The organism is Pseudomonas gingeri (assembly GCF_013385635.1).
Taxonomy (GTDB): Bacteria; Pseudomonadota; Gammaproteobacteria; order Pseudomonadales; family Pseudomonadaceae; genus Aquipseudomonas; species Aquipseudomonas gingeri_A.
Genome location: NZ_JACAPR010000012.1, coordinates 14,250 through 40,848, shown reverse-complemented (window position 1 = coordinate 40,848; position 26,599 = coordinate 14,250). Strand labels below are relative to the sequence as shown.

Sequence of the window (26,599 nt, the reverse complement as noted above, 5' to 3'; positions counted from 1 at the left end):
TTCCCAATTCACGAATACGATAAAAACAACAAGCAGGAGACACCTTATGTTCGGATTGTCCCACGAGACCTATCTGCTACTGGATGCAGTGGTCACCATTATCGGGCTGATCGTGCTGATCACCCGTTTCAAGACCCACCCCTTCATAGCCCTGATCATTGCCTCGGCGTTTCTCGGCCTGACCTCGGGCATGCCGGCGGACAAGATCATCAAGGCGTTCCAGGACGGTTTCGGCGGGGTACTCGGGTTCGTCGGGATCATCCTGGCGCTGGGGACCATGCTCGGCAAGATGATGTCGGACTCGGGAGGCGCCGACCAGATCGCCCAGACCCTGATCCGCGCCTTCGGCAAGGAGCGGGTGCAGTGGGCGATGATGTTCTCGGCGTTCCTGGTGGGGATTCCGCTGTTCTTCGAAATCGGCTTCGTGCTGCTGATCCCGCTGGTGTTCATCGTCGCGCGGCGCACCGGCGTGTCGATGATCAAGATCGGTATCCCGCTGCTGGCCGGCCTGTCCGCGGTGCATGGCCTGGTACCGCCGCATCCGGGCCCGCTGCTGGCGATCGGGGTGTTCAACGCCGATATCGGCAAGACCATCCTCTATGGCCTGATCGTCGCACTGCCGACCGCCATCATTGCCGGTCCGATCTACGGCACCTTTATCGCCAAGTACATTCCGGGCAACCCGAACCAGGAGCTGGTCGACCAACTGGCCCGCGAGCCGGAATCCAAGAGCCTGCCGAGCTTCAGCGTGACCCTGGTCACTGTGCTGCTGCCGGTGTTCCTGATGCTGCTCAAGACCTTCGCCGATATCGCCCTGCCGGACGGGCATTTCTTCCGTATCTGGATGGACATGATCGGCCACCCGATCAGCGCCCTGCTGCTGGCCTTGCTGCTGGCGCTGTACACCTTCGGCAAGCGCCAGGGCATGGACTCCAAGCGCATCCTCAAACTGCTCGACGCGAGCCTCGCGCCCACGGCGGCAATCATCCTGATCATCGGTGCCGGTGGCGGTTTCAAGCAGATGCTGGTGACCAGCGGCGTGGGCGATGTAATCGGCCATATCGCGGTGAATGCGCAGATCTCGCCGATCCTGCTGGCCTGGCTGGTGGCGGCGGTGATTCGCGTGGCGACGGGGTCGGCGACGGTGGCGACCATTACCGGGGCCGGTATCGTGATGCCGGTGGTGGACCTGATTCCCGGGGTCAACCGTGAACTGCTGGTGCTGGCGACGGGGGCGGGGTCGTTGATCCTGTCGCACGTCAACGATGCGGGGTTCTGGCTGGTGAAGCAGTACTTCAACATGACCGTGGCCGAGACCTTCAAGACCTGGACCGCGATGGAGACCATCCTGTCGGTGGTGGGCCTGGTGTTCATCCTGTTGCTGTCGCTGGTGGTCTGAACGAATCGGGCCGGCACCTGCGAAGGTGTCGGCCCGATAGCAAGCCCGAGCGCGATCTTGTGGTGAGCGGGCTTGCCCGCTCGCCACAAGGGTTATTCGGCGGTTTTCTTCAACTGCCCGTCGGCCCGGAACATCGTGCGGATACCGCGCACGGCCTGGCGAATCCGGTCCTGGTTCTCGATCAGGGCAAAGCGCACATGATCATCGCCGTATTCGCCGAAACCGACACCCGGCGAGACGCAGACCTTGGCCTCGGCCAGCAGCTTCTTGGCGAACTCCAGCGATCCCAGGTGTGCATAGGCCTCGGGAATCTTTGCCCAGACATACATCGATGCCTTCGGATTCTCGACCATCCAGCCCAGCTCGTGCAGGCCCTTGACCAGCACATTGCGGCGCTGACGGTACTGCTCGGCGATATCCCGCACACATTGCTGATCGCCTTCCAGCGCGGCGATGGCCGCCACTTGCAACGGAGTGAAGGTGCCGTAGTCGTGGTAGCTCTTGATCCGCGCCAGGGCGCTGACCAGCTCGGGGTTGCCGACCATGAAGCCGATCCGCCAGCCCGCCATGTTGTAGCTCTTGGACAGGGTGAAGAACTCCACCGCGATGTCCTTGGCCCCCGGCACCTGCATGATCGACGGGGCTTTCCAGCCGTCGTAGACGATATCGGCGTAGGCCAGGTCGTGGATCACCAGCACGTCGTACTGCTTGGCCAGGGCGATCACTCGTTCGAAGAAATCCAGTTCCACGCACTGCGCGGTCGGGTTCGACGGGAAGCCGAGAATCATCATCTTCGGCTTGGGGATCGAGCCGCGAATGGCCCGTTCCAGCTCGGCAAAGAAGTCCACGCCCGGTACCAGCGGCACCGAACGCACCTGGGCCCCGGCAATCACCGCGCCGTAGATATGAATCGGATAGCTGGGGTTGGGCACCAGCACGGTGTCACCCTGGTCGAGGGTGGCAAGCATCAAGTGCGCCAGGCCCTCTTTCGAACCGATGGTGACGATGGCTTCGCTTTCCGGGTCGATCTCGACGTCGTAGCGATCCTTGTACCAATGGGAAATTGCCCGGCGCAGCCGTGGGATACCCTTGGAAGTGGAGTAGCCATGGGTGTCTTCGCGCTGTGCGACGGTCACCAGCTTCTCGACGATATGCGGTGGAGTCGCACCGTCGGGGTTGCCCATGCTCAAGTCGATGATGTCTTCGCCGCGACGACGGGCGGCCATCTTCAGCTCGGCAGTGATATTGAATACATACGGGGGGAGTCGATCGATGCGCGAAAAACGGCGCGGCGAAGCTTGGTCTGCCATGGTGGCCTCTGATACGTAAGCGCCCGGAACCGTCCGAGCGACGTCGGCCACTGCGGTGGCCTGCGGCGCTGAAGATAAAGGCGCTGATGGCACTCTGTCCAGCCTATTTTTTGCTTCTATACTGCGATGCGCACCACTTTTTCCTACGGAGCTCTGTACCCATGGACGACGCATCCAGCCACGCCCTGTCACCACCACGCTTCGAGCATGGTCACTTTCAATTGATCGCCGGATTGGGCGGGCGATTTACCGCCGATACGTCCGGGACCATCCCCGATCTGTGGGACGCTTTCATACCGCATATCGGAAATGTGCCTGGTCAGGTGGGCGAGGAGACGTACGGTATCTGCTGCAATCCCGACGGTGAGGGTGGTTTCGAATACATCGCCGGAGTGGCCATCAGCAAGCTGGACGACCTGCCCGAACTGTACCGCTGGGTGGAAGTGCAACCCCAGCATTATGCGGTTTTCGAGCACCAGGGATCGCTCGACACCCTCAAGCAGACCTTCGAGGCGATCTGGCAGCAATGGCTGCCCGCGTCCGGCCACAAGGCCGCCGATGCGCCGGAGTTCGAGCGCTACAGCGCTGACTTCAACCCTGAAAAAGGCACCGGCAAGGTCGAGATCTGGTTGCCGATCAAGCCCTGACTGGATCAGGGAAGCTGACCCGGCACAGCCGCGCTGCCTGACTGGACTGCAGGTGGGCTGTCGCCTGGTCGGCTGGTAACGGTTTATTTGTTGTCTCTTTGCGCCTTGGTGGCGCGCCAGAAATCGAGGTAGAGGGTGATCACACCGAAGGCACTGATGCCCAGCAGCATCAGCAGGCCGATCTGGATATTGGTCATGGCAGCACTCCGCAAAACACCGCACCCGGCGGCGACCTGCAGAGAAATAGTCGAAAAGCGGTGGCAAAGACATCGACTATATGAAAGCTTTACGGGCTGCTCCCACAACAATATGAGCCAGATACGAAGCGGGCTGGAATCGCTTCGCTGATGCCGATTATTTTTCCTGCTACTAGGTTGTCCGAACTGCCATGAGTCCTTCGAATTCCACTGTCCGCCGGGTCCAGGCCACCGACCTGGACCGTTGTTTCGCCATCGAGAGTATCGCCTACGAAGGCGATGAAGCCGCCACCCGGGAAAAGATCGCCACCCGCATTATGACCTGGCCGCAAGGTTTTATCGTGCTTGAGGTCGACGGTGTGGTCGCCGGCTTCGTCAACTCCGGCGCGGCGTTTGAGGTGCAGATGTCCGACGAGGCGTTCAAGGAACTGATTGGCCACGATCCGCAGGGCCCCCATGTGGTGATCATGTCGGTGGTGGTGCATCCGGACTATCAGGGACAAGGTTTTGCCAAGCGCCTGATGAGCGCCTTTATCGAGCAGATGCACGACCTGGGCAAGGCGAGCATTCACCTGATGTGCCAGGAGCGCCTGGTGCCGTTCTATGGGGCGTTCGGTTTTATCTACAGCAAGCCGTCGGAGTCCGATCACGGTGGCATGGTCTGGCACGAGATGATCCTCGACCTGTAGATCGTTGCTGCCAGCCGCCCGGCCTCTTGCAGGCACCCTCCAGGTGCCTGCAAGAGAGTGCCTTCAGCGACCGTGGCAGCGAATGATCGCCGAGTGCGTTGCATAACGCCCGGAGATCAGGATCTTGCCGTCGGGTTGCAGTTCCAGGTGGGAGAGATAGCTGGTATCGCCGGGAATGCTGTTGACGCGGCTCAGTCCTCTCTCGCCAAAGTTGCGGTCCGGCTCGCCGTTGTCCAGATGGCGCATCAACCAGGTATGGCCGCCGTTGTCCTTGTGACCTGCACTGACGATCTTGCCGTCCTCCTGGATGGCGGTCGCGAAACACAGGCCCAGTCCTGGATACGCCCAGGGAGTTCCGCCGTTGAACAGTGGGTCCGGCGTGCCCTCGGGCGTCACGCGAATAAGCAGGGCAACCTGCTGCGCAAGGTCCGCCGAGCCTACGGCAACTATTTTCTGGTCGGCCTGTATGGCGAGATCGAACAGTGCCGCGCTGCCTTCCGTGGCGGGCTCCAGCTCCAGATAACCGGTGCAGCCGAAGGCCTTGTCCGGCAGGCCGGTGGTGCCATAGCGCATCAGAACCGCCCGGCGGCCGCGTCTGCCTGCAATGACCAGCTTGCCGTCCGCCTGCAGGCGAACCGCCTCGAAGGTCAGGCCTGGCTCAGGGGCCGTGACCACGCCACAGGTGCCGAAACCAGGATCGAAGCCTCCGTCGGGCGTCAGGCGGACAATGACGCCCCTGTCCGGCCTGCCCATCTCGTCAGTCCTGAGGAGCAGGACGATATGACCATCCGTTTGCAGGGCGAGTCGGCGTCCATAGCCTGTCCAGGGAGCTTTGTAGGGCAGGATGAATTCGCCCTGTTCACCGAAGGTCGGGTCCGCTTCGCCGGTTGCCGTGAGGCGGGTGCAAAAAGCTTGTTCATCGGCGCGGAAGTTGCCGAGCACAATGAACTTCTCTTCGCTGTCCAATACGGTATTGACCAGTGCCCGACTCGAACCCGGGAGGGGTGAAGTGAAATGGTCGTAATAAAAACCTTCGGCAGCGAAGTCTGCCTGCATCAAACTGGTTGACGAGGATTCATGAACGCCGATGAAGAAGTGACGACCATCGCGTTGCAATACCGAGGGGCCTATAAAACCCGGGCCCGCCTCTGAAAAAATGACCAGGCCATCCCTGTGCTCACCAAACTCGAGGTCATGTGTGCCGGCGGTGTTGGCGACGTCCTGATCGATGCTTATGGCTGCGGAAGGCTTATCATTTGATGTTCTGTTTTGTATGTCCATTTATTATTGAATCCTTTCAAGTTATTAACAAAACGATTCCCTGCCTGATGCCGAAGCAGGGGCGACTTGATTTAATATCCGAAGGGCAAGTTTGCAAAGCGCTCAAGTTTTACCAGTAATGAATAGTTGATCTCATATATATGGCCACCCTGTAATCGCCATCATTGGCCGTCTGTTGTCCGGTCGAGTGCCGCTAAAGTCTGAGTGCCAGGCGCCGCTCGCCCTGATAGGCCTCGCCGGTATCGACCCAGCCCTGCCTGAGGTAAAAACCCATGGCGTGCGGGTTGTCGTTGCCGACCGACAGCACCAGTTCGAGCGCTTCGGGCCAGAGCCGGCGGGCGGTGTCGGGCAGGGCTTGCATGAGGGCCGCACCGAAGCCACGCCCCTGGGCACGCTTGTCCACCTGCACGGCGTGCAGCGCGACGCTGCCGCTGCCGGCCCAGTGCGGGACCAGCGGATGGCGCTTGAGCAGCAGGAAGCCCACCGGGGTTTCCCCGTCGAGCAGTACCAGGCCCTTCACTCCGGCGTGCGGGGCAGGGGGCAGAAAATACAACGCGCACTGGATATCGCCGCAGAAGGGCAGTTGCTCGGGATACACCTGCAGCGTATCGAGCTGTTCGCGTTGCCGGGGTGACAGCTCGTAGTAGCAGGCCAGACGGGTTTGCACGTCGATGCCTGACGTGGATGCCCCGGCAGTTGCCGCGGTCGCCGGGGCGGTATTCATAGCGCCAGGGTCAGCCGGCGTTCTTCGCCGACCCGACCGTAAAAGGTTTCGCCGCTGTCGATGAATCCCTGCTTCAGGTACAGCCCGCGAGCCGCGTGATTGCCAGCATCCACCGCCAGCATCAGATGAGTGGTTTCGGGCCAGGCAGCCCGGGCGACAGCAGGCAGGGCCTCCATGCAGCGTCTTCCAAGGCCGCGTCCCTGTTGGTCTTTATCGACCTGCAAGGCATGCAGCGTACAGGTCGTGCCGGTGGCCCAGGCCGGCGAGGCGGGCGGTCGCTTGAGCAGCAGGAACGCCACCGGCAACGCTTCGTCCAACAGGACAAAACCCTTCACATCGTTGCCCTGATGAGCGTGCAGGACCGCAAGTCCGCCAGCGATATCGCTGGAGAATTCCTTTTGCGCCGCATCAACTTGAATCAGGTCCAGTTGTTCGAGCTGGGCCGGGGTCAGGGTCGTATAGTCGACCAGGGTGGTTCTCACGGCGACGGGTCCTTTTTTCCTGTAGGCATGAACGCAGGATTCTATCGGCTTTCTCGGATGTGCCGTTTTTTTTCCGAAATCCCCGGCAGGTTGTCGATTGGCTCCCTGCCTGTTCGACTAGTCAATGTTCCCGCCTGGAGGTGGGGGGCTTCGCCAAGTGTCGAAGCCAGATTCCCAAACAGCAGCCATAGTTGTCCGACTATCCTGGAGACCTGCGATGAAATACCTGTGCCTGATCTACAGTAACGAAGAGCTGTTGCACTCCCACCCCGACAGCCCCAAGGATCCCGAATGCCTGGCGTACGCGCAGTCGATCCAGGCCAGTGGCCGGATGCTCGCCGCCGAACCGCTGGAGTCGGTGCAGACCGCCACCACGGTGCGCATGCGTGGGGGCAAGCTGTCCATTACCGACGGGCCGTTTGCCGAAACCAAGGAGCAACTCGCGGGGTTCTACCTGGTGGAGGCCAAGGACCTCAACGAGGCCTTGCAGATTGCCGGAAATATTCCGGCTGCCCGTGTCGGCAGTGTTGAAGTCCGTCCGGTTCGGGAGTTGAATCTGTAGAGGCGCCATGACCCGCGCTGAACCTCAAGCAGCGAACAACGCAAGCCCATAACAATAAGAGGAGCCTTCCCATGAGCAATCTATCGTTGGCGCCGGCCGGCGCGGAGTTCGAGTTGTCCATCAGTCGCCTGCTGGGCGCGCCGCGCAACCAGGTGTTCCGCGCCTGGACCGAACCTCGTCTGCTCGCCCGCTGGTGGGGGCACCACGGCATGACCACGCCGGTCTGCGATATGCAGTTGTGGGTCGGCGGCCTGTTCCGTACGGTCATGCGCGCGCCGGATGGCACCGAGTATCCGTATCAAGGGGTGTTCCTGGAGATTGCCGCGCCCGAGCGGATCGTCTTTACCGATGCCTTCAGCCCCGGCTGGATTCCCACCGGCAAGCCGTTCATGACCGCGCGCATCACCCTGGAAGAAGCCGAGGGCGGCACCCTCTATACCGCCAGTGCGATGCATTGGAGCGCGGCGGAGCGAGATGCCCACGAAGAGATGGGCTTTCACCAGGGCTGGGGTGAAAGTCTCGACCGGCTGGCCTTGCTGCTCGAACAGGGGTTGCCGGATTGACGGAGACGCCGCAGGCCATCAAGCAGCAGGTCGAACTCGTCTATCGTCAGGAGTCGCGGCGGATTCTCGCGACCCTGATTCGTCTGCTCGGCGATTTCGATCTGGCGGAGGAGGCCTTGCACGAGGCGTTTTTTATCGCTGTCGAGCGTTGGCAGAGCGATGGTGTGCCGGCCAACCCACGGGCCTGGCTGGTCTCCACCGGACGCTTCAAGGCGATCGATGTGCTGCGCCGGCGGGCGCGTTTCGCTGCCTCCCAGGCGCAGTTGATCGCCCAGGCCGAAGAACTTGAACAAAGCGAGTGGGATGTTGAGGATCTGCAGGATGACCGGCTGCGGCTGATCTTCACCTGTTGTCATCCGGCCCTCTCCGCGGATGCCCAGGTGCCACTGACGTTGCGGGAAGTCTGCGACTTGACCACGGAAGAAATCGCCCGCGCGTTTCTCTCGACGCCGTCGACCATTGCCCAGCGGATCGTCCGCGCCAAGGCGAAGATCCGCGATGCGAAAATTCCCTACCAGGTGCCATCCCTGGCCGAGCTGCCCGAACGCCTGGATAGCGTTCTGCGGGTGATCTACCTGGTGTTCAATGAAGGTTATTCGGCTTCCCTCGGTGGCAGCCTGACCCGCGACGAACTGACCGCGGAGGCGATCCGCCTGGCGCGGTTGCTGCTGGAGTTGCTGCCGGATACGGAAGTCATGGGATTGCTGGCGCTGATGTTGCTGCATGAGTCGCGACGCCAGGCACGGGTGTCGGCGAGTGGTGAGTTGGTGTTGCTCGATGCCCAGGACCGCTCGTTGTGGAATGCCGAACTGATCGCCGAGGGCTGTGGCTGGGTCGAGCGGGCGTTGGGCTCCGGGCGTTTCGGGCCCTATGGCCTGCAAGCGGCGATCGCGGCGGTGCATGCCGAGGCGGCCACTGCCGACGAAACCGACTGGGCGCAGATTGCCGGGCTGTATGACCTGTTGCTGCGCGCCGTGCCGTCCCCGGTGATCGAGTTGAACCGCGCGGTGGCCGTGGCCATGCGCGACGGACCATTGGCCGGGCTGACACTGCTGGAAGAGATTCTGGGGAGGGGCGAGTTGCAGGATTATCACCTGGCCCATTCGGCCCGGGCCGACTTCTGTCGTCGGCTGGGCCGCCTGGACGAGGCACGGGAGGCTTATCGGCGAGCACTGGAGCTGACGCAACAGGCCCCGGAGCAGCGCTTCATCCAGGGCCGGCTGGACGAACTGGAGGAGTAGTGACTGGCAGGGTGGTTCGGGCTGCTCCTGCCGGCGCCTTCGCGGGCAAGCCCGCTCCCACAGTGTCCGCGTCGTGCCCAATCCGTTTGGACGACATCCACCTTGTGGGAGCGGGCTTGCCCGCGAAGGCTGCCGCACCAGCACCGCATCGGTAACGCCTTACGGCTGCTGCCGTGTCGCCGCCAGGACGATTTCCCGGATGCACACATGCTGCGGCTGTTCGTAGGCATAGCGGATAGCCGTCGCGACGTCATCGGCGCTGAGCACCACGCCACCCATGTCCCCGGCCTTCCAGGCTTCATACCCGCTCTTGATCGCGTCGTCGGTGGTGTGGCTCAGCAGTTCGGTTTCCACGGCACCGGGGGCGATGGTGATCACGCGTACATTGTGCGGCGCCAGTTCTTCGCGCAGGTTCTCCGACAGCCCGTGGACCGCGAATTTGGTCCCGACATAGGCGACATGGTTGGGGAAGGTCTTGCGTCCGGCCACCGAGCTGATGTTGATGATGGTGCCGCGCTTGCGCTCGACCATCCCGGCTGTCACCGCATGGACGCCATTGAGCAGGCCCTTGACGTTGACGTCGAACATCCGGTCCCACTGTTCCGGGTCCTGTTCGCTGATGTTGCCCAGCAACATCACCCCGGCATTGTTGATCAGCGCATCCGCCGGTCCGTACAGCGCCTCGGCTTCGGTAACAGCCGCCAGCAGGGCGTTGCGGTCGGTGACGTCGACACCACGACTCAGGGTGTTGGGCAACGCCAGGGCTTCCAGGCGCTCGGTGCGCCGTGCCAGCAGCAACAGCGGATGGCCGGCTGCCGACAGCAGCCGGGCGGTCGCTTCGCCAATACCGGAACTGGCGCCGGTGATAATGATCAGTGGCTTGCTCATGGGACTCTCCTGAAATAATAAAAACCAATGCCTGACAATGGCTGGCAGTATATTCAGGCGGTTCGTTGCTTAAAAATGCCTTATTTCTCTGTCTGCTATCGGAATTCCCTATGGATATTCGCCATCTCAAGGCGTTTCTCGCGGTCTTCGAGGAACGCAATATCACCTCGGCGGCCCAGCGCCTGTTTATCAGCCAGCCGACCTTGTCGGTGACGATCCGTCAGTTGGAAGAGGAACTCGGCGCCGCGCTGTTCGTGCGTCAACCGCGCGGGGTGGAGGTGAGTGACGAAGCGCGGGTGCTGTATCCCCAGGCGCGGCGGATGGTGGCCGAGGCGCAGGCCTTGAGTCGCCTGTTTCGCGGACGTGAGGATCGCGCGCCGCTGGCACTGGGCGTCGAAGGTGATATCGCCGACAGCCAGGTCGAGGCCTTCCTGCGCCAGGCTCGCCAGGCCATGCCGAATCTGCTGCTGACCCTGCATGAGGGCTGCCACGGCGACGCACGGTTGGCGGTGGAGGAGCAATGCTGTGAGGACGAGTTGTTCCTGCCGCTCTGGGAAGAGTCCTACGTGATGGTCCTGCCCGGTGAGCACCCGATGGCGAACGCCGCTGCCGGCCAACCCTGGGTGCCGATCAACGACTGGATCACCTGTCCGGGTCACGACTCCCACCAGCGGTTGATGGCGCTCTACGGGCGCTCGCCGGAAACCGTGGCCGGGCATGCCGACTCGCTCAAGCAGGCCCTGCACATGGTCGCCGCCGGAATCGGTGTGGCGATGCTGCCGCACTCCCTGGCGGCCGGGCATGCCGGCGTGAAGATCCGCCCCCTGCACCTGCCGGCACCGAGTCGCCGGGTTGGTCTGTGTTACGCGACCCAGGCCCTGGAACTGCCAACGTTGCGGGCCCTGCACGAATACTTCCAGGCCAACCGGCCGCCGTCTGCCGCTGTCGCCTGACGCCGATCTATTCGAGCATCTTCGCCAGCAACCAGCTGCCCGCCGGCCCGGGTGGGTGCAGGCGCGACCAGAGGGCATCGACCGATACCGGTTTTGGCCAGCCGCGAACTTGCAGTTCCACCAGCGAACCGCTGTCGAAACGCCCTACCAGCCAGCGCGGCAGCGGCGCCCAGCCAAAGCCGCGTTGGGCCATCTCCAATAGCATCAGGTAACTCGACGCTGACCAGACTCGCCCCGGGGCACGGGTCTCATAGGGATTGACGATGGTCGTCAGGCGCAGTTCGCGGTGTTGCTGCAAGGCCGCCTGGTCGACCTTTTTCAAGCCTGTCAGGGGATGGTCGCGGTGGACGAATACGGCGAATTCGGTGCGCTCGTCGACAGTGGCGCTGCTCAGGTCCGGCGGGTAGCTGTCCTGGGTTTCGGCAAAGGCCAGTTGCGCCCGACCGTGCTGGACCAGTTCCACCAGGTCGGCGCATTCGGCGATCAGGCATTCGAGTTCCAGATCCGGGTAGCGCGCGGCGAAACCGCTGAGCGAAGCCTCGAAGCGATCGGACTGGTAGGTGTCGGAAATCACCACGGTCAACTTCGGCTCCAGCCCCTGGGCCAGTTGGCTGGCGGCCATCTCCAGGCGGTTGCTGGCGGCAAGGATATCCTCGGCCTTTTGCAGCATCACATGGCCGGCGGCGGTAAGGCTCGGCTTGCGGGTGCTGCGGTCGAACAGTGCGAAGCCGAGGTCGATCTCCAGGCCGGCCACGGCGGCACTGATGGTCGATTGGCTTTTACCCAATTTGCGCGCGGCGGCGGAAAACGAGCCGAGGGTCGCGGCCTGGACAAAGGCCTGGAGCATTTCATTGGAGGCCATGAACTATCGTCTTGGTCGATGGTAATCGACTTTTAGTATCTGTGTGGATGGCGATAATCACAACCCTCGACACCTTGGGGGATCCCATCATGAGCACCCGCAAATCCTTTACCGAACGTGTTTTCCAGGCCATCGGCTTCGAGTTTTTCGCGGTGTTGCTGTGCACGCCATTGTTTGCCTGGATGATGGACAAGCCGATGTTGGACATGGGTGTGGTCACGGTTTTCAACTGCTGTATCGCCCTGGGCTGGAACGTGTTGTTCAATGGCCTGTTCGACCGGCTGCGCGAACGCCTGGCCCTGACTCACAATGGTTGGACCCGAGTGTTGCATGCACTGCTGTTCGAAGGCGGGCTGGTCGTGGTGAGCGTGCCGCTGATCGCCTGGTGGCTGGAGTTGAGCCTGCTGAGGGCATTGCTGCTGGACATCGGTGTGCTGCTGTTTTTCCTGCCGTACACCTATGTCTACCACTGGGCGTATGACGTGCTGCGTGAGCGGCTGTTGCAGCATCGCACAGCCTGACACGACGCCCCGTCGGAGCCAGCTTGCTGGCGATCCAGGCCGCGCGGTTTCACGGGACAACGTGTCGATATGATCGCCGGCAAGCCGGCTCCTGCACGGTCAGCGCGAACTCAGTTCGATGACGAAATCCAGAAAGGCCCGGACCTTGGCCGGTGGCAGGTGCCGCGAGGGGTACAGCGCATACAGCGGGAAGCGTTCATCGGGCCAGTCGGGAAACAGTTCCACCAACCGACCGCTGTCGAGCATCGGTTGCACGCCCAGGTCGAGGACCTGGGCAATCGCGTAGCCGTTTTCGCAGATGCTGTGCAAGGTGCCGACATCGTTGAGCACCAGTCGGGCATTGTTACGCACATCGACCCGTTGCCCGCCCCGGTGGAATTCCCAGGGGAACGGTCGGCCGCTCTCCGGGTCGCGGAACGACACGCAGACATGTCGTTCGTCTTCCATGTCCAGCGGGGCCAGTGGCCGGCCGTGGCGCTTCAGGTAGGCCGGCGAGGCGCAGGTCAGCACGCGCACATCCAGCAGCTTGCGCGCCACCAACGACGAAGACGCCGGATGGCCGAAGCGCACCGCGAGGTCGAAGCCGTCGGCCACCACGTCACCCAGGTGATCGCGGGTGTAAAGTTCCAGCTGCAACAGCGGATGGCGACCCATGAACTCGCCGAGGGCAGGGCCGAGGATCAGCCGGGAAAAGTACGGGTCGATATTCACCCGCAGCCGTCCGCGCACGCTGCTGGCACTGCCGCTGGCGGCGTGGGCGGCTTCTTCCAGGCCGGCCAGCAACGGGGCGATTTCTTCGTAGAGCCGCCGGCCTTCGTCGGTCAGCTTGATCGAGCGGGTGGTGCGGTCGAACAGACGGATCCCCAGGCGCTTCTCCAGCCGCGCAATGGCCCGGCTGACCCCGGATGGCGTCATGTCGAGGCTGTCGGCGGCCTTGGCGAAACTGCCGCTGTCGACCACGGCACTGAGGACGCCCATGCCGCTGGCGAGGCTGGAGTCGAAACTCATTGGTGATTCCCTGTCACTTATGCAATGACATCCATGCTATCGGAGAATCCACGACCACGTCGGATAATTCTCTCCATCGCGACAGACGTCGCTTCTCGCTGGAGGAAATTCTATGTACGCAGTCATGGGCATTACCGGGCAAGTCGGTGGCGCTGTCGCCCGTACCTTGTTGGCGGCCCGGCAACCGGTGCGCGCGGTGGTGCGCAGCGCGGAGAAGGGTGCACTGTGGGCCGGTCAGGGTTGCCAGGTGGCGCTGGCGGATGTCGATGATGTCCAGGCGCTGACGCAGGCCTTCAGCGGCGTCGACGCGGTCTTTGTGATGATGCCGTCGAACTTCGATCCGACCCCGGGTTTCCCGGAGGCCCGGCAGGTAGTGGAAACCTTGCGCCTGGCCCTGGAACAGGCGCGGCCTGGGCGGGTGGTGTGCCTGTCGACCATCGGTGCCCAGGCCACCCAGCCGAACCTGCTGAATCAGTTGCAGATCCTTGAGCAGGGGTTGGGCACTCTGGACTTGCCGGTGACCTTCCTGCGTCCGGGCTGGTTTATGGAGAACGCCTTGTGGGATGTGGCTGCGGCCGTTGAAACGGGGGTTGTCCCGAGCTTTCTGCAACCGCTGGACAAGCAGGTGCCGATGATCGCCACGGCAGACGTCGGGCGCCTGGCGGCGCAGCTGTTGCAGCAAAGCTGGAGCGGCAAGCGCATCGTCGAACTGGAAGGGCCGCAACGGGTCACGCCAAATCAGATCGCCGCGGGTTTCGCCCAATTGCTGGGCAAGCCGGTGCGGATGGAAGTGGTCGCGCGTGATACCTGGCAGGCGCTGTTCACCCGCCAGGGCATGAACAACCCGCTGCCGCGCATGCAGATGATCGATGGCTTCAACGAAGGCTGGATCGAGTTTGCCGGCGAGTCGCGCAAGGGCGAGGTGGAGTTGCTCACGGTGCTGAAGGATCTGTTGATTCGCAGTGGTGTGCACGGCTGACGGGCCTCTTCGCCGGCAAGCCGGCTCCCACAGTTGATCACGGGGGGCAGAGCGATACGATCCCCAGTGGGAGCCGGCTTGCCGGCGAAAGCGTCAGCCCGGACAGCGCAATTTACAGGAACATCCCCCCCGAAGCCTCGACCCGCTGCCCGTTGATCCACTGCCCGCCTTCACCCAGCAGCAGCGCAATTGCCCCGCCGATATCATCCGGCAAGCCGGCACGACCCAGCGCCGTGACGCTGGCGACAAAGGCATTCAGCTCTTCGCTGTCACGCACATGGCCGCCGCCGAAATCCGTCTCGATGGCGCCAGGGGCCAGGGAGTTCACGCTGATTCCACGCGCCCCCAGTTCCCTGGCCTGATAACGGGTCAGCACCTCCATCGCCCCCTTCATCGCCGCATAGGTGCCGTAGCCCGGCAGGCTGAAGCGCGCCAGGCCGCTGGAGATATTGATGATGCGGCCACCGTCGGCCATTAGCGGCAAGAGTTGCTGGGTCAGGAAAAACGGTCCCTTGAAGTGAACGTTCAACAGTTGGTCGAACTGCTCTTCCCGGGTGTCGACGAACAGGCCATGCACGCCGACGCCGGCATTGTTGACCAGGAAATCGAAGCGTTCCCGGCCGAAGACCGTAGCCAGCAACCTGGCGACATTTTCGCCGAAAGCCTTGAAACCACCGATGACGCCGACATCCAGCTGGAGCATGGCGGCGCGGCCGCCGAGTCGTTCGATTTCGCTTGCCACGGCCTGGGCATCATCGGCCCGGCTGTTGTAGGTGCCGATGATGTCCACGCCCTGGGCGGCAAGGTGCAGGGCAGCATTTTTGCCCAGGCCGCGGCTGGCGCCAGTGATCAGTGCGATTTTGCGAGTCATGGGGTATTCCTCAAGTGATGGGTGACCTTGGGGGAAAGTGTATTTGTCCGGCATCCAGGCGATAAACTGAGCAAAATCGGAAAGACTGATCGCCTTGTCCGAACAATCAAGGACTGCCTGTGATGAACAAGCTGGAACTGCTGCGCACCTTCATCCGTGTCACCGAACTGTCGAGCTTTACCCTCGCCAGCGAAAGCCTGGGCTTGCCCAGGTCCAGTGTTTCCGAGCATATCCAGGCACTGGAGGAACTGCTGGGGACACGCTTGTTGCAGCGCACCACGCGCAAGGTGCAGGCGACCCAGGACGGCCTGGTGCTGTACGAGCGCAGCAAGGACCTGCTTTCGCACATGGATGAGCTGGAAGGGCTGTTTCGCCAGGATGCGGCGCTGTTCGCCGGGCGGATCCGTTTCGATATGCCCAGTGTCATGGCGCGTCGGGTGATCATGCCGCGCTTGCCGGAGTTCATGGCTCGTCATCCGCGGATCGAGCTGGAGATCAGTAGCACCGATCGCCGGGTCGACCTGTTGAGCGAGGGTTTTGATTGTGTGCTGCGGGTCGGTGCACAACCGGACCAGTCGGTGGTGGCGCGGCATGTGAGTTCGCTGCAGATGGTCAACTGTGCCAGCCCGGCCTATCTGCAACGCCATGGCACGCCACTGAGTCCCGCGGACCTTGCCGAGCATCGGCTGGTGCATTACGTCGGGGTGCTGGGGTCGCGTTCGTCGGGTTTCGAATACCTGCACAACGGCAAGCTGATCCAGGTGCCCATGGCGGGTAGCGTCACGGTGAACAGCACCGATTGCTACGAGTCTGCCTGCCTGGGTGGTTTCGGCCTGATCCAGGCGCCGCGTCATGGCGTGCACAAGCATCTGGACAGCGGCGAGTTGGTGGCCGTGTTGCCCGACTACTTGCCGGCGCCGATGGAAGTGTCCCTGCTGTATGCCCAGCAGCGGAATTTGCCGCGGCGGGTGCGGGTATTCATGGAGTGGTTGGTCGAGGTCCTGCAGGCTCTGGCCTGAAACGAAAAACCCCACCGGGCGGCGGGGTTGGTCGGTATTGCACTGGCGTTGAATCAGAAAAGCTTGGTAAACAACCAGTACAGGCTGCCCGACAGCAGGATCGCCGACGGCAGGGTCAGGACCCAGGCCATCGCCAGGTTGCGGATGGTCTTCATCTGCAGGCCGCCGCCATTGGCGACCATGGTCCCGGCCACGCCGGAGGACAAGACGTGGGTGGTCGATACCGGCAGGCCGTACATGTCCGCCGCGCCGATGGTCAGCATCGCCACCATTTCCGCCGAGGCGCCCTGGGCGTAGGTCAGGTGGGTCTTGCCGATTTTCTCGCCGACGGTGACGACGATGCGCTTCCAGCCGACCATGGTGCCCAGGCCGAGTGCGATCGCCACGGCGATCTTCACCCACAGCGGGATAAAGCGCGTGGCGTTGTCGATCTGTTGCTTGAACAACTGCAACTTGCCCTGGGTGTCGGCGTCGAAGTTGCCGACCTTTTCCTTCTCCATCATGCGGATGGTTTCGGAACTCAGGTACATGTCGTTACGTACGTTGCCCATGGCCTCGGCCGGCACCTTGGCCAGCGAACCGTAACCCTTCACTTCGTCACCGATATGACCGGCCAGGGAAGCCAGGGACGGGATCAGCTCCGGGGTTATCTGCTTGGTGCGGATGTACAGGGTCAGTACCGGGCGCGGGTCGGCGGGTGCCGGCAACGGCGCAGCCTTGACCAGCGCGGCCTGGGTGACTTCGGCCACGGCGGCGAACTGCAGGGCCTGTTCGGCCGGCATGGTGCGGTTCAGCGCATAGGCCATCGGCAGGGTGCCGACCAGGATCAGCATGATCAGGCCCATGCCTTTCTGGCCGTCGTTGGAGCCGTGGGCAAAGGACACGCCGGTGCAGGTCAGGATCAACAGGCCGCGGATCCACCAGGGTGGCGGCTCCTTGCCCTTGGGGGCCTTGTACAGCGCACGGTTTTTCACGAACAGGCGCAGCGCCACCAGCAGCAGGGCGGCGAAGGCGAAACCGACGATCGGCGAGAGCAGCAACGCGTAGCCGATCTTGGTCACCTGGCTCCAGTCCACGCCGCTGGTACCGTCACGGCCGTGCATCAGGGCGTTGGCCACGCCGACACCGATGATCGAACCGATCAGGGTGTGGGACGACGAGGCCGGCAGCCCCAGCCACCAGGTGCCGAGGTTCCACAGGATGGCGGCGATCAGCAAGGCGAAGATCATCGCGAAGCCGGATGACGAACCCACTTGCAGGATCAGTTCCACCGGCAGCAGCGCGATGATGCCGAAGGCCACCGCGCCGCTGGAGAGCAGCACGCCGAGGAAGTTGAAGCAGCCGGACCAGACCACAGCGAAATGTGGTGGCAGCGAGTGGGTGTAGATCACGGTGGCAACGGCGTTGGCGGTGTCGTGGAAACCGTTGACGAACTCGAAGCCCAGGGCGATCAGCAAGGCTACCCCCAACAGCAGGAAGGGCGTCCAGGTGGTAACGGTGGTGCCCAGGTCGTGCATGTCATGCACCAGGCTGTAGGCCGTGAACAACAGGCCGATGGCCAGCACCGCGAAGAAGATCACGGCGGTAAAGACGCGGGGTTTGCTTTCGAGATGCGGTCTGCCGTCGCCGATAGCGGGCGAAGCGGCAGTCAGTGAAGGGGTGGCCATGCCTGAAATCCTGTTTGGGAACGGATAACCGTCATGATCATTGCGAAATGTTACAGAGAGACTGCCGCACATCAGTGTTCAGGCATTTTGCCCTGCCGCCGGTCCGGCCAGCCCTATGAAAGTTTCGATCCAGAAGCCGGTGACTGTGGCGAGCGGGCAAGCCCGCGCTGGGACGCGAAGCGCCCCCAAAATCAGATGTCGCGATCTGTCTGGAAGGACAAAGTGTCCGATTTTACGACTGCTTCGCAGCCGAGCGCGGGCAAGCCCGCTCGCCACAAAGAAGTCTGCTGGCTGCGAGGCTGTCAGTAATCCTGGCGCTTGCGAAAGGCCCAGCGTCCGGCCAGCACGGTGAAGGTCGCCACCAGTGCCACCAGGATCCAGAACCCCTCGGGGTCGCCGGCGAGGGGAATCCCGCCGACGTTCATGCCGAAGAAGCCGGCGATGATATTGATCGGCAGCGCCAGCACCGTCACCACCGTCAGGGTGAACAGGGTCCGGTTGCTCTGTTCGTTGAGGTTGGCGGCGATCTCTTCCTGCAGCAGCTTGATCCGCTCGCCGAGGGCTTCGAGGTCGCTGAGGATCAGCGAGAACTCCTCGGTGGACTTGCGCAACTCCTTGACGTCCTCCTTCTGCAGCCATTGCGGCGGCCGGTTGAGCAAGCGCAGCAGCGAGCCCGGTTCGAGGGCCAGCAATCGTTGCAGGCGTACCAGCACCCGGCGCATGGCGCCGAGCTCCGCGCGGTTGTTGCTCAGGCGCAGGGCCAGCAACTGGTCTTCGATCTGGTCGACGCTGATGCTGGTCTTGCGCACGATCTGGGTCAGCACTTCACCCTGGTCGCGCAGCAGGTGCACCAGCAGTTCCAGCGGCGAGCGAAAACGTTCGCCGGCCTTGACCGAAGAGCGCAGCTTGTCCACCGAGTGCAGCGGTTGCAGGCGGGCGCTGATCAACAGCTTGCTGCGGGCACAGACCCACAGTGTGGAAATATCCGACGAGACCATGCTGCTGAGGTTGAACACCACGTCGTTGACCACCGCCAGCAAGGCGTTGTCGACGTGTTCGATACGGGTCGAGCGTGAGCCTTCGTGCAGCGCTTCGAAGAACTCTTCAGGCAATGACAGGTGCGTCTTCATCCAGCGTTCGCAGGCCGCGTGGGCCAGGTTCAGGTGCAGCCAGAGAAACTGCTCGGGGTCTTCGGGTTCTTGCAGGCATTGCAGGGCGGTGGCCGAATCGATTTCCTCGCCGCGTTCGCCGGCGCGAAAGCGAAAGCCATAAAGAAGGCCGAACAGGTCCGAGTCGCGGTGGCTTTGGTCAAGGCTGTGGTTCATGGAGGCTCGCAGGAGTGAAACGCCCGAAACATTTTTTTACAGGTTCGCTTGAGCCGCATCATCTCAAGGCTTTTTGACAGTTTTGTTACGGGTTGGCGTGCCAGGCTCTGTGTCTCGACCTGAAAGGTTCCGGCGGCGAATTGAACGCGATTGCCGGCCTGGTGGTACGCATGATCGGGTGCTTGTGTATCGGGCTGCTGACCAAGGGGATACAGGATAGGTCTCAAGCACGCACTGTTGTTGTCGATGATTGACACAGACATCACCAGAACAGGGAGACTCCCCATGGTCAGCATCACCTCGGTTACCATCACCCCAAGCCTGTCTACCAGCACCGCCACCAAGGCGGCCAGCGCCGACGCGACCACCACCGGTACCGCCGCCACGGCCACCGACACCACCAAGGCCGCAGGCGGCCAGCCGGCGGGTGCCGGTGGTGCGTCGGGCAGCAGCGACAGCTCCAGCTCGGAATCCGATACCGTGAAAGAGCTGCGCAAGCAACTGGCCGAACTGCAGAAGCAGTTGCAGGAACAGGAGCAGGCGATGCAGAAGGCGCAGTCGAGCAATGAAAGCCCTGACGCCAAGGCCGCCGCCGTGGCAAGCGCCGAATCCCAGGTAGCGACGATTTCCGCTTCGTTGCAGACCGTCAGCGCGGCCTTGACCCAGGCCCTGCAGGAGTCCGGTGGCAGCACTTCGGGCGGCACCGTCAACACCACGGCCTGATTACAGGGTGTGATTGTGCAGGTCGGTCACCAGCATGCAGCCCGGCGCATGGGTGATGCACAGCGGCGGGCGTGAGGCCTGTACCACCGATTGCGGGGTCACGCCGCAGGCCCAGAATACCGGGATCTCGTCCTCGGCCACCGGCACGGCATCACCGTAGTCCGGTGTGGCGAGGTCGCGGATGCCGATCAGTGCCGGATCGCCGATATGCACCGGGGCTCCGTGGACATTGGGCATGCGCCCGGTGATCTGGATCGCCCGGATCGCCGCCGCGGCTTTCAGCGGGCGCATGCTGACCACCAGCTTGCCTTGCAGGCGTGCGGTCGGACGGGTGTCGATATCAGTCTGGTACATCGCCACGTTGAGGCCCCGTTCGATATGCCGCAGGCCGATTCCGGCATCCAGCAGCGGTTGCTCGAAGGAGAACGAGCAGCCGATGGCAAAGGCCACCAGGTCGTCCTGCCAGAGCGCGGCAATATCCAGCGGTTCTGCGCTCAACACGCCCTCGCGGTAGACCCGATAACGCGGCACGTCATGGCGGATATCCACGGCCTGCCCGAGGTTGCGCAAGATCGGATCGCCCGGCTCGGTGACGTCCAGCAGCGGGCAGGCCTGGCGATTGAGGGTACAGAAACGCAGGAACTCATCGGCCCAGTCACCCGGCAGGATGACGATATTGGCCTGCACCCGGCCCTGGCCGAGGCCGCTGGTATGGCCCTGATAGCGTCCGGCGGCAATCTGCTGGCGCAGCTCGAACGGCGTGCTGTGGCGCAACTGCTCGAAGGGCAGGACGGGCTGATTCATCGGTACGTCTCCAAGGAACGGGGAGCCCTTTGTAGAAAACCCGGGCAAGGCTGTCCAACCAGAAAATCTGGTGTTGTGAACAAGAAAAGTTGATGACGCAGCTCATCAATTTTTCTTATGCATTGACCAGCTTTTTTCCCGTTTGACGCTGATGCGGCCGGGCGCGAAGAATCCGCTCCACGACGCAGCGCATGGCGTCGGCTCCCCCACGACAACGCCTTCACAACAAAACAACGAGGCGTGTCCGTCACTTTCCTTTGCTGCCGCAGGAACCTCCATGGACAACACCATGACTGACCACGTGCCTTCAGGGACGCGCCGTGCCGGCCCGTTCAGTTGGTACGGCCCACTGAGCAAGAATGAGAAACGCACATTCTGGAGCTGCAAGATCGGCTATGGCCTCGATGGCATGGACACGCAGATGCTCAGCTTCGTGATTCCCACCCTGATCGCCACCTGGGGCATTTCCAAGGGCGAGGCCGGGTTGATCGGTACCAGTACGTTGCTCGCCTCGGCGGCCGGTGGCTGGATCGCCGGGATTCTCTCCGACCGCATCGGCCGGGTGCGTACCCTGCAACTGACGGTACTCTGGTTTGCCTTCTTCACCTTTCTCTGCGGACTGGCGCAGAGCTATGAACAATTGCTGGTGGCGCGAACCCTGATGGGCTTCGGTTTCGGCGGCGAGTGGACGGCCGGTGCGGTGCTGATCGGCGAGGTGATCCGCTCGCAGGATCGCGGCAAGGCGGTGGGCATGGTGCAGGCCGGTTGGGCCCTGGGCTGGGGGCTGACAGCGCTGCTCTATGCCGGATTGTTCAGTTTCCTGCCTCCGGAACAGGCCTGGCGGGCGTTGTTCATGATCGGCCTGGTACCAGCCTTGTTCGTGCTGGTGATCCGTCGGCTGGTCAAGGAATCCGACACCTTCGAGCAGGCCCGCCAGGGGCGCCCGGCCAAGGCTTCACCCTGGGCCTTCTTCGAGATATTCGCCCCGCGGATGCTCAGCACCACTCTGCGTGCCTCGCTGCTGACCACCGGAGCATTGGGCGGCTACTACGCGATCACCACCTGGTTGCCGACCTACCTGAAGACCGAACGCGGCCTGAGTGTGCTGGGCACAGGCGGCTACCTGGCAATGGTGATCGTCGGCTCCTATGTCGGTTACGTGACCAGCGCGCTGCTGACCGATGCCATCGGCCGCAAGAAGAACTTCATCCTCTTTGCCGTGGGTTCGATGGCGATTGTCCTGGCCTATACCCAGTTGCCCATCGACAACACCTGGATGCTCTGGCTCGGCTTTCCCCTGGGTTTCTTCGCCTCGGGCATCTTCGCCGGCATGGGCGCGTTCCTCACCGAGCTGTTTCCCACCCGCATGCGCGGTTCGGGCCAGGGCTTCTGCTACAACGCCGGTCGCTCCATCGCCGCGTTGTTTCCGCTGTTCATCGGTGCCCTGAGTGAAACCTTGCCCATCGGCACCGGTATCGGCGTGTTCGCCGCCGGGGCTTACGGGGTGGTGATTCTGGCGGCCCTGAGCCTGCCGGAAACCCGCGGCCGCCAACTCGAGTCCTGAGCCCCGGCACGCCCGGGCTGCCATGGCCCGGGCCATGACGATCCATCCGTTTTTCACCACATCGGTCGCGAGCCCAACGCCCCCGAGAGGGTCGGCTCGTGCCCGCAAAACAGGAGCACACCATGAAGCACTTCGACGCGTTGTCACGTTCACCACTTTCTATCGGCACTTTGCTCGGCCTCGGGCTGCTCTGCGCGCCAGGCGCCCGTGCGGACTTTATCGCCGACAGCAAGGGCAGCCTGGAGGCGCGCAATTTCTATTTCAATCGTGACTTCCGCCAGACCGGCTCGCGGGAAAAGGCCGATGAATGGGCCCAGGGTTTCATGTTGCGCCTGGAGTCCGGCTTCACCGCCGGGACTCTCGGCTTCGGCATCGATGCCCTGGGCATGACCGGCTTCAAGCTCGACTCGGGACGCGGCACCGCCGGTACCGGCCTGCTGCCGGCCGATCTGTCGAAGGGCGGTTCCCAGGACAGCTACGGCGAACTGGGGTTGACCGCCAAGGTCCGTCTGTCCAACAGCGTGCTGAAAGTCGGAACCCTGCAGCTCAAGGACCCGGTGGTGATTTCCAACGACACCCGGCTGCTGCCCGGTACCTTCAAGGGCGGCTTGTTGAATGTGCAGGAGATCGATCGGCTGAAGCTGACGGCGGGGCAGTTGAGTCAGATCAACTATGTCGACTCCACCGACTACCAGGACATGAGCGCCAACCGTATTGGCGGCGTCAGCGACAAGTTCCAGTTCGCCGGGGCCGACTACCAGTGGTTGCCCAACCTGCTCACCCAGTACCGCTATGGCAAGTTGCAGGACATCTACCAGCAGAACTTCGTCGGCCTGGTACATAACTGGGACCTGGGTTCCGGGCAAGGCCTGAAGACCGACCTGCGTTATGCCCGCAGCAGCGAGGACGGCAACTTTCGGCCACTGGACAACCGCGCCCTGGGGGCGATGTTCACCTATAGCCTCAAGGGCCATGCGCTGGGCCTGGGTTATCAACGCATGAGCGGTGACGATCCGTTCCCTTATATCGGCCACAGCGACCCGTACCTGGTGAACTTCGTGCAGATCGGCGACTTCGCCAATATCAACGAGCGTTCCTGGCAGTTGCGTTATGACTACAACTTCGCCGCCCTCGGCTTGCCTGGCCTGAGCTTCATGACCCGCTACGTCTCCGGCGACAATGTACAACGCACGGTGCCGGGCGAAGGGCGGGAATGGGAGCGCAACACCGATATCGGCTATGTGGTGCAGGACGGGACGTTCAAGGGCGTGGGGGTGAAGTGGCGCAATGCGACGGTGCGTTCGAACTTCGGCAACGACCTGGATGAGAACCGCCTGATTCTCAGCTACACCCTGGCGCTCTGGTAGTCCCCGGGATAACGCTTTTTCATTCGGTTGAACGCAAGCAAAAAAACCGCGCCCTCAGGGTTGAGGGCGCGGTTTTTGCGTAGGCGGGTGGATCACGTGTCTTTCTTTTCACTCTGGAAAGCGGCGGTCTTGGCGTCGAGCTTGACTTCCCATTTCACGCTGTCGGTGCCAGTCAGTTCGACCTCATAGACATAACCGCCGCCGGCGGCGTGGTCCAGTTCGGTGTCGGTGATGGTGGCACCGGGATGCTTGGCCAGGGCGGCCTGGTTGAGCTTCTCGAAATCGGCGATGGCGCCGGACTTGAGCAGCCCGGGAATGTGGTCCGGACGAACGTCGGCCTGGGCGAAACCGGCGGCGAGGGTCAGGGCGGTGGCGGTCAGCAGTGTGGTAAATGGTTTCATCTGGAAGATCCCTTGAGTGAATGACTTCAGTGGGATCAGCTTAGGTGCTGCAACTTAATTCATCCTTAATCCTGGAAACCGGCGCCCAGGGCACCGGTCCATGCGTTGCGCTGGCTCAGTAGCCGTTGGCCTCGAGGATTTGCGGCACGCTCTTCGGTGACGCGCGCTTGAAGTACTTCAGCAGCTCCGAAGCGCGGTTGGTGAAGATGCCGTCGACGCCGGCGTCGAGGACCTTCTTGAAATCCTGCGGCTCGTCGACGGTATAGACGTGCACCAGCAGGCCTTTGTCGTGGGTGTACTTGTTCATCCACGGCTTGACCAGGTCCGAATAGCTCTGGTCGCCACCCTGGGTCAACTCCGCCGACGGGCCGGTACCGATGGCGCCCTGGGCCTTGGCGTAGTCGATCCAGTGCTCGAACTCGGCCTTGTCCTTGGGTTCCTGCCTGGCGTAGTAGGCGGCCTTGGTCTTCTCGCCGGAGTCGGCGAAACTGACCTTCGACTTCGGTTCGATGCTGCCTTCACCGACCCAAAGCAGGAGGATTTTCGGCGTGTCCGGCATTTCCTTCTGCAGCAGTTCCAGGCTGCTCTTCTCGAAGGTCTGCAGGATCACCTTGCCTTTGCCCTGGCCGACCTGGGGCTGTTCCTTGGAGACCACCTTGCTTGCGCTGAGCAGGCCGCGTTCCTGCAGCTTGTTCTTCAGATCATGTTCGATACCGGGGAACTGCTTGGGCTCCTTGGTCTCGATGTACAGACCCGGCTGGTGTTTCGGGTTGGCCTGGGCGATATCGATGATCTGGTCCAGGCTGAGGATCTTCAGGCCGACATAGGCCGGGCGGGCACGCTCCGGATAGGCCTTGTTGAACCAGCTGCCGGCGTCCAGCGTCTGCAACTCGGCCCAGGTGAACTCGTTGGCCGGGCTGTCCTTGCGCTCGGGAAACTTGCTGGCGACGTCGGTGGTACGCGACAGGTTGTTGTCGTGCAAGGCGAAGATCACGCCGTCCTTGCTGCGTTGCAGGTCCATTTCCAGGTAGTCGGCACCCAGGTCGCGAGCCAGGGTGTAGGACGCTGCGGTGGACTCGGGAGCATCGAACGAGGCGCCACGGTGGGCGATCACGGCCGGATGCGGGATACCGTGGGCGGCGGCGACGTTGGCCGAAGCCGTGTTGGCCTGCGCGGTGCTCAGGCCCATGGCCAGCAACAGGCTCACGATCAGGGTGCTTTTGCTGAAGGTAACGGGCATTTCGAATTCCTTTCGTGGAGACGGGGGAACTCCTTTTAACAACTGAATGCTTCAAGTGCTATCGCGAAACCGACATAAAGCTGACATGTGTCGTTTTTTTCGGGCGCAATCGTGATGGAATCTGCAGTACGCTTGAGTCGCAGTTTCCCCGGCAGAGGGAAACGCGCTGCCTGCCTTGTGTGTAAACCACCGACCCATGAGCCTTCCGGCTCGCCAGTGAGGTTTACCATGCGCATCACCTCTGAACTCATCTGCCAGGCCGCCGACCAGCTCCAGGGTTTTGTCGGCCTGAATCGCAAGACCGGCCAGTACCTCGTACGTTTCAGTGAAGATGCCTTCGGCATGGATGTGGCGGATGACGCCATCATCCCGGCCTGCGAATTCGTCTGGCTGCCGGCCGGGGAGAAGACGATGTGCCTTGCCCGGGAAAGGATCCAACTGCTGCTGGACCAGAATATCGACGACCGGATTCAGATCACCGAGCCGCTGCGGGTATATATGCGGCGGGTGGAGATTCCGCAGATTGTCGCGTTGCGCCGGGTGTTGAATACCTGACGCAGCGCCACGCCGGCTATTGCCGCTGGTTGATGCAGGCCGTGAGGAAGGCGCTGACCAGCGGCGGGACCTTGCCTTGCAGCGCTGCCCGTTCCGGTTGGAACAGCGTCGCGACAAAAAACGGATGACGCTTGAGCTCGACCGCGCGCAGATCGCCCTGATCGTCGTGACCGCTGGCCTGCAAATCACCGTCGAGCAGGGCGGTCTCGAAGGCGGGGTTGATGCCGTAGCGGCAGTGGTAACCCTCATGGGTTCGCGGGCTGCCGTAGGCCTTGGCGATACGTGTAGCTTCGAGCAAATTGATGCTGCCGTTGGCTTCCACCAGCGAGCAGCTCAGCGGTGAGATGACCGTACACGGCGAGTCCGGTGCTTCTTCGCCATGTTCTGCGTCGGCCCAGCCAAGTACATGGCGGGCATATTCGAGAATTGCATACTGGAAACCGGCACAGGTGCCGAGGTAGGGGTGTTGCTGTTCGCGGGCATGGCGGATCACCCGCAATGCACCTTCGAGGCTGCGGTACGGGCTGGCCGGGACGCACCAGAAACCGTCGAAGGCCGAGAGATCGGTCTGCGCATCGATACTGTCGGTTGCCAGCCAGTGCGCTTGCACCGTCAAGTCGACGGCTTCGGCGGCCAGTTGCAGCGCTATGGGTATGGCCTGGTGGGCCGTGACCTGCGGATCGTGATCGCCGACCAGGGCAATGCGCAGACGAGGTTGAACGGACATGAGCGTCCCTCTGGCTTGTTGATTCCTGAA

Annotated in this window: 28 protein-coding genes; 14 read left to right on the top strand and 14 right to left on the bottom strand. The window is 62.5% G+C overall.

Going from position 1 to position 26,599, the window contains the following annotated elements; translation table 11 throughout:
* Positions 1-46: 46 nt before the first annotated feature.
* Positions 47-1,399, top strand: coding sequence for a GntP family permease (locus HX851_RS38915; RefSeq protein WP_177059020.1), 1,353 nt, complete (start codon positions 47-49; stop codon positions 1,397-1,399).
* Positions 1,400-1,491: 92 nt separating this feature from the next.
* Here the strand turns inward: HX851_RS38915 and alaC are convergent, their stop codons facing one another.
* Positions 1,492-2,709 carry an alanine transaminase gene (gene alaC, locus HX851_RS38910; RefSeq protein WP_177059022.1) on the bottom strand — a complete coding sequence of 406 codons (1,218 nt, stop codon included), beginning with the start codon at positions 2,707-2,709 and terminating at the stop codon, positions 1,492-1,494.
* A 161-nt stretch (positions 2,710-2,870) separates the two neighbouring features.
* Between alaC and HX851_RS38905 the strand changes: the two genes are divergently transcribed.
* Positions 2,871-3,356: a GyrI-like domain-containing protein gene (locus HX851_RS38905; RefSeq protein WP_177059023.1), complete on the top strand. Its 486-nt coding sequence runs from the start codon at positions 2,871-2,873 to the stop codon at positions 3,354-3,356.
* A gap of 388 nt (positions 3,357-3,744) precedes the next feature.
* Complete coding sequence (locus HX851_RS38900) at positions 3,745-4,242, top strand: GNAT family N-acetyltransferase (protein ID WP_177059025.1); 498 nt, start codon at positions 3,745-3,747, stop codon at positions 4,240-4,242.
* Between the two features lie 63 nt (positions 4,243-4,305).
* Here the strand turns inward: HX851_RS38900 and HX851_RS38895 are convergent, their stop codons facing one another.
* From HX851_RS38895 to HX851_RS38885, 3 genes are all read right to left on the bottom strand, one after another.
* A complete protein-coding gene (locus HX851_RS38895; RefSeq protein WP_177065296.1) occupies positions 4,306-5,523 on the bottom strand; it encodes an NHL repeat-containing protein in 1,218 nt (405 codons plus the stop codon).
* Between the two features lie 193 nt (positions 5,524-5,716).
* Positions 5,717-6,190, bottom strand: coding sequence for a GNAT family N-acetyltransferase (locus HX851_RS38890; protein ID WP_177059029.1), 474 nt, complete (start codon positions 6,188-6,190; stop codon positions 5,717-5,719).
* Positions 6,191-6,243: 53 nt separating this feature from the next.
* Positions 6,244-6,729 carry a GNAT family N-acetyltransferase gene (locus tag HX851_RS38885; RefSeq protein WP_177059032.1) on the bottom strand — a complete coding sequence of 162 codons (486 nt, stop codon included), beginning with the start codon at positions 6,727-6,729 and terminating at the stop codon, positions 6,244-6,246.
* A 217-nt stretch (positions 6,730-6,946) separates the two neighbouring features.
* Between HX851_RS38885 and HX851_RS38880 the strand changes: the two genes are divergently transcribed.
* The 3 genes from HX851_RS38880 (at position 6,947) to HX851_RS38870 (ending at position 9,095) form a co-directional block, all read left to right on the top strand.
* On the top strand, positions 6,947-7,291 hold the full coding sequence (locus HX851_RS38880; protein WP_017126179.1) for a YciI family protein: 345 nt from the start codon (positions 6,947-6,949) through the stop codon (positions 7,289-7,291).
* Positions 7,292-7,362: 71 nt separating this feature from the next.
* Complete coding sequence (locus HX851_RS38875; RefSeq protein ID WP_177065297.1) at positions 7,363-7,854, top strand: SRPBCC family protein; 492 nt, start codon at positions 7,363-7,365, stop codon at positions 7,852-7,854.
* Complete coding sequence (locus HX851_RS38870; RefSeq protein ID WP_177059035.1) at positions 7,851-9,095, top strand: RNA polymerase sigma factor; 1,245 nt, start codon at positions 7,851-7,853, stop codon at positions 9,093-9,095. Before HX851_RS38875 ends, HX851_RS38870 begins: the two co-directional genes overlap by 4 nt.
* 159 nt (positions 9,096-9,254) lie before the next feature.
* Here the strand turns inward: HX851_RS38870 and HX851_RS38865 are convergent, their stop codons facing one another.
* Positions 9,255-9,983, bottom strand: coding sequence for an SDR family oxidoreductase (locus tag HX851_RS38865; protein ID WP_177059037.1), 729 nt, complete (start codon positions 9,981-9,983; stop codon positions 9,255-9,257).
* A 110-nt stretch (positions 9,984-10,093) separates the two neighbouring features.
* Between HX851_RS38865 and HX851_RS38860 the strand changes: the two genes are divergently transcribed.
* Positions 10,094-10,936: a LysR family transcriptional regulator gene (locus tag HX851_RS38860; RefSeq protein WP_177065298.1), complete on the top strand. Its 843-nt coding sequence runs from the start codon at positions 10,094-10,096 to the stop codon at positions 10,934-10,936.
* A 7-nt stretch (positions 10,937-10,943) separates the two neighbouring features.
* On the opposite strand, the gene HX851_RS38855 is transcribed toward HX851_RS38860, so the two are convergent.
* A complete protein-coding gene (locus tag HX851_RS38855) occupies positions 10,944-11,798 on the bottom strand; it encodes a LysR family transcriptional regulator (RefSeq protein ID WP_177065299.1) in 855 nt (284 codons plus the stop codon).
* An 89-nt stretch (positions 11,799-11,887) separates the two neighbouring features.
* Here HX851_RS38855 and HX851_RS38850 point away from each other — a divergent pair, with 89 nt between their 5' ends.
* Positions 11,888-12,319: a multidrug/biocide efflux PACE transporter gene (locus HX851_RS38850; protein WP_177065300.1), complete on the top strand. Its 432-nt coding sequence runs from the start codon at positions 11,888-11,890 to the stop codon at positions 12,317-12,319.
* Between the two features lie 99 nt (positions 12,320-12,418).
* On the opposite strand, the gene HX851_RS38845 is transcribed toward HX851_RS38850, so the two are convergent.
* The gene (locus tag HX851_RS38845) at positions 12,419-13,327 is read right to left on the bottom strand and encodes a LysR family transcriptional regulator (RefSeq protein ID WP_177059045.1); all 909 of its coding nucleotides are present in this window, start codon (positions 13,325-13,327) and stop codon (positions 12,419-12,421) included.
* 112 nt (positions 13,328-13,439) lie between these two features.
* On the opposite strand from HX851_RS38845, the gene HX851_RS38840 reads away from it, so the two are divergent.
* A complete protein-coding gene (locus HX851_RS38840; protein WP_177059047.1) occupies positions 13,440-14,306 on the top strand; it encodes an NmrA family NAD(P)-binding protein in 867 nt (288 codons plus the stop codon).
* 112 nt (positions 14,307-14,418) lie between these two features.
* Here the strand turns inward: HX851_RS38840 and HX851_RS38835 are convergent, their stop codons facing one another.
* The gene (locus HX851_RS38835; protein WP_177065301.1) at positions 14,419-15,177 is read right to left on the bottom strand and encodes an SDR family NAD(P)-dependent oxidoreductase; all 759 of its coding nucleotides are present in this window, start codon (positions 15,175-15,177) and stop codon (positions 14,419-14,421) included.
* Between the two features lie 122 nt (positions 15,178-15,299).
* Between HX851_RS38835 and HX851_RS38830 the strand changes: the two genes are divergently transcribed.
* Positions 15,300-16,196 (top strand): LysR family transcriptional regulator, encoded by an 897-nt coding sequence (locus HX851_RS38830; protein ID WP_177065302.1) that lies wholly within the window; start codon positions 15,300-15,302, stop codon positions 16,194-16,196.
* A 53-nt stretch (positions 16,197-16,249) separates the two neighbouring features.
* On the opposite strand, the gene HX851_RS38825 is transcribed toward HX851_RS38830, so the two are convergent.
* Together HX851_RS38825 and HX851_RS38820 are read right to left on the bottom strand one after the other, a co-directional pair.
* Complete coding sequence (locus HX851_RS38825; RefSeq protein ID WP_177059053.1) at positions 16,250-17,863, bottom strand: inorganic phosphate transporter; 1,614 nt, start codon at positions 17,861-17,863, stop codon at positions 16,250-16,252.
* A 302-nt stretch (positions 17,864-18,165) separates the two neighbouring features.
* The gene (locus HX851_RS38820; protein ID WP_177059055.1) at positions 18,166-19,188 is read right to left on the bottom strand and encodes a transporter; all 1,023 of its coding nucleotides are present in this window, start codon (positions 19,186-19,188) and stop codon (positions 18,166-18,168) included.
* Positions 19,189-19,473: 285 nt separating this feature from the next.
* On the opposite strand from HX851_RS38820, the gene HX851_RS38815 reads away from it, so the two are divergent.
* Entirely contained in the window at positions 19,474-19,911 is a 438-nt protein-coding gene (locus HX851_RS38815; RefSeq protein ID WP_177059057.1) for a hypothetical protein, read from the top strand.
* Here HX851_RS38815 and HX851_RS38810 read toward each other — a convergent pair whose 3' ends face one another.
* Positions 19,912-20,715, bottom strand: a complete 804-nt coding sequence (locus HX851_RS38810) for a putative hydro-lyase (RefSeq protein WP_177065304.1) — start codon at positions 20,713-20,715, stop codon at positions 19,912-19,914.
* Between the two features lie 289 nt (positions 20,716-21,004).
* Between HX851_RS38810 and HX851_RS38805 the strand changes: the two genes are divergently transcribed.
* Together HX851_RS38805 and HX851_RS38800 are read left to right on the top strand one after the other, a co-directional pair.
* Complete coding sequence (locus tag HX851_RS38805; protein WP_177059061.1) at positions 21,005-22,279, top strand: MFS transporter; 1,275 nt, start codon at positions 21,005-21,007, stop codon at positions 22,277-22,279.
* Positions 22,280-22,401: 122 nt separating this feature from the next.
* Positions 22,402-23,646 carry an OprD family porin gene (locus tag HX851_RS38800; RefSeq protein WP_177065306.1) on the top strand — a complete coding sequence of 415 codons (1,245 nt, stop codon included), beginning with the start codon at positions 22,402-22,404 and terminating at the stop codon, positions 23,644-23,646.
* A 92-nt stretch (positions 23,647-23,738) separates the two neighbouring features.
* Here HX851_RS38800 and HX851_RS38795 read toward each other — a convergent pair whose 3' ends face one another.
* Together HX851_RS38795 and HX851_RS38790 are read right to left on the bottom strand one after the other, a co-directional pair.
* A complete protein-coding gene (locus HX851_RS38795) occupies positions 23,739-24,047 on the bottom strand; it encodes a PepSY domain-containing protein (RefSeq protein ID WP_177065308.1) in 309 nt (102 codons plus the stop codon).
* Between the two features lie 115 nt (positions 24,048-24,162).
* A complete protein-coding gene (locus HX851_RS38790) occupies positions 24,163-25,287 on the bottom strand; it encodes a glycerophosphodiester phosphodiesterase (protein WP_177059066.1) in 1,125 nt (374 codons plus the stop codon).
* Between the two features lie 228 nt (positions 25,288-25,515).
* Here HX851_RS38790 and HX851_RS38785 point away from each other — a divergent pair, with 228 nt between their 5' ends.
* Complete coding sequence (locus tag HX851_RS38785; RefSeq protein WP_177065310.1) at positions 25,516-25,842, top strand: DUF2025 family protein; 327 nt, start codon at positions 25,516-25,518, stop codon at positions 25,840-25,842.
* A gap of 16 nt (positions 25,843-25,858) precedes the next feature.
* Here the strand turns inward: HX851_RS38785 and HX851_RS38780 are convergent, their stop codons facing one another.
* Positions 25,859-26,569, bottom strand: coding sequence for a CTP synthase C-terminal region-related (seleno)protein (locus tag HX851_RS38780; protein WP_177065312.1), 711 nt, complete (start codon positions 26,567-26,569; stop codon positions 25,859-25,861).
* Positions 26,570-26,599 lie beyond the last annotated feature (30 nt).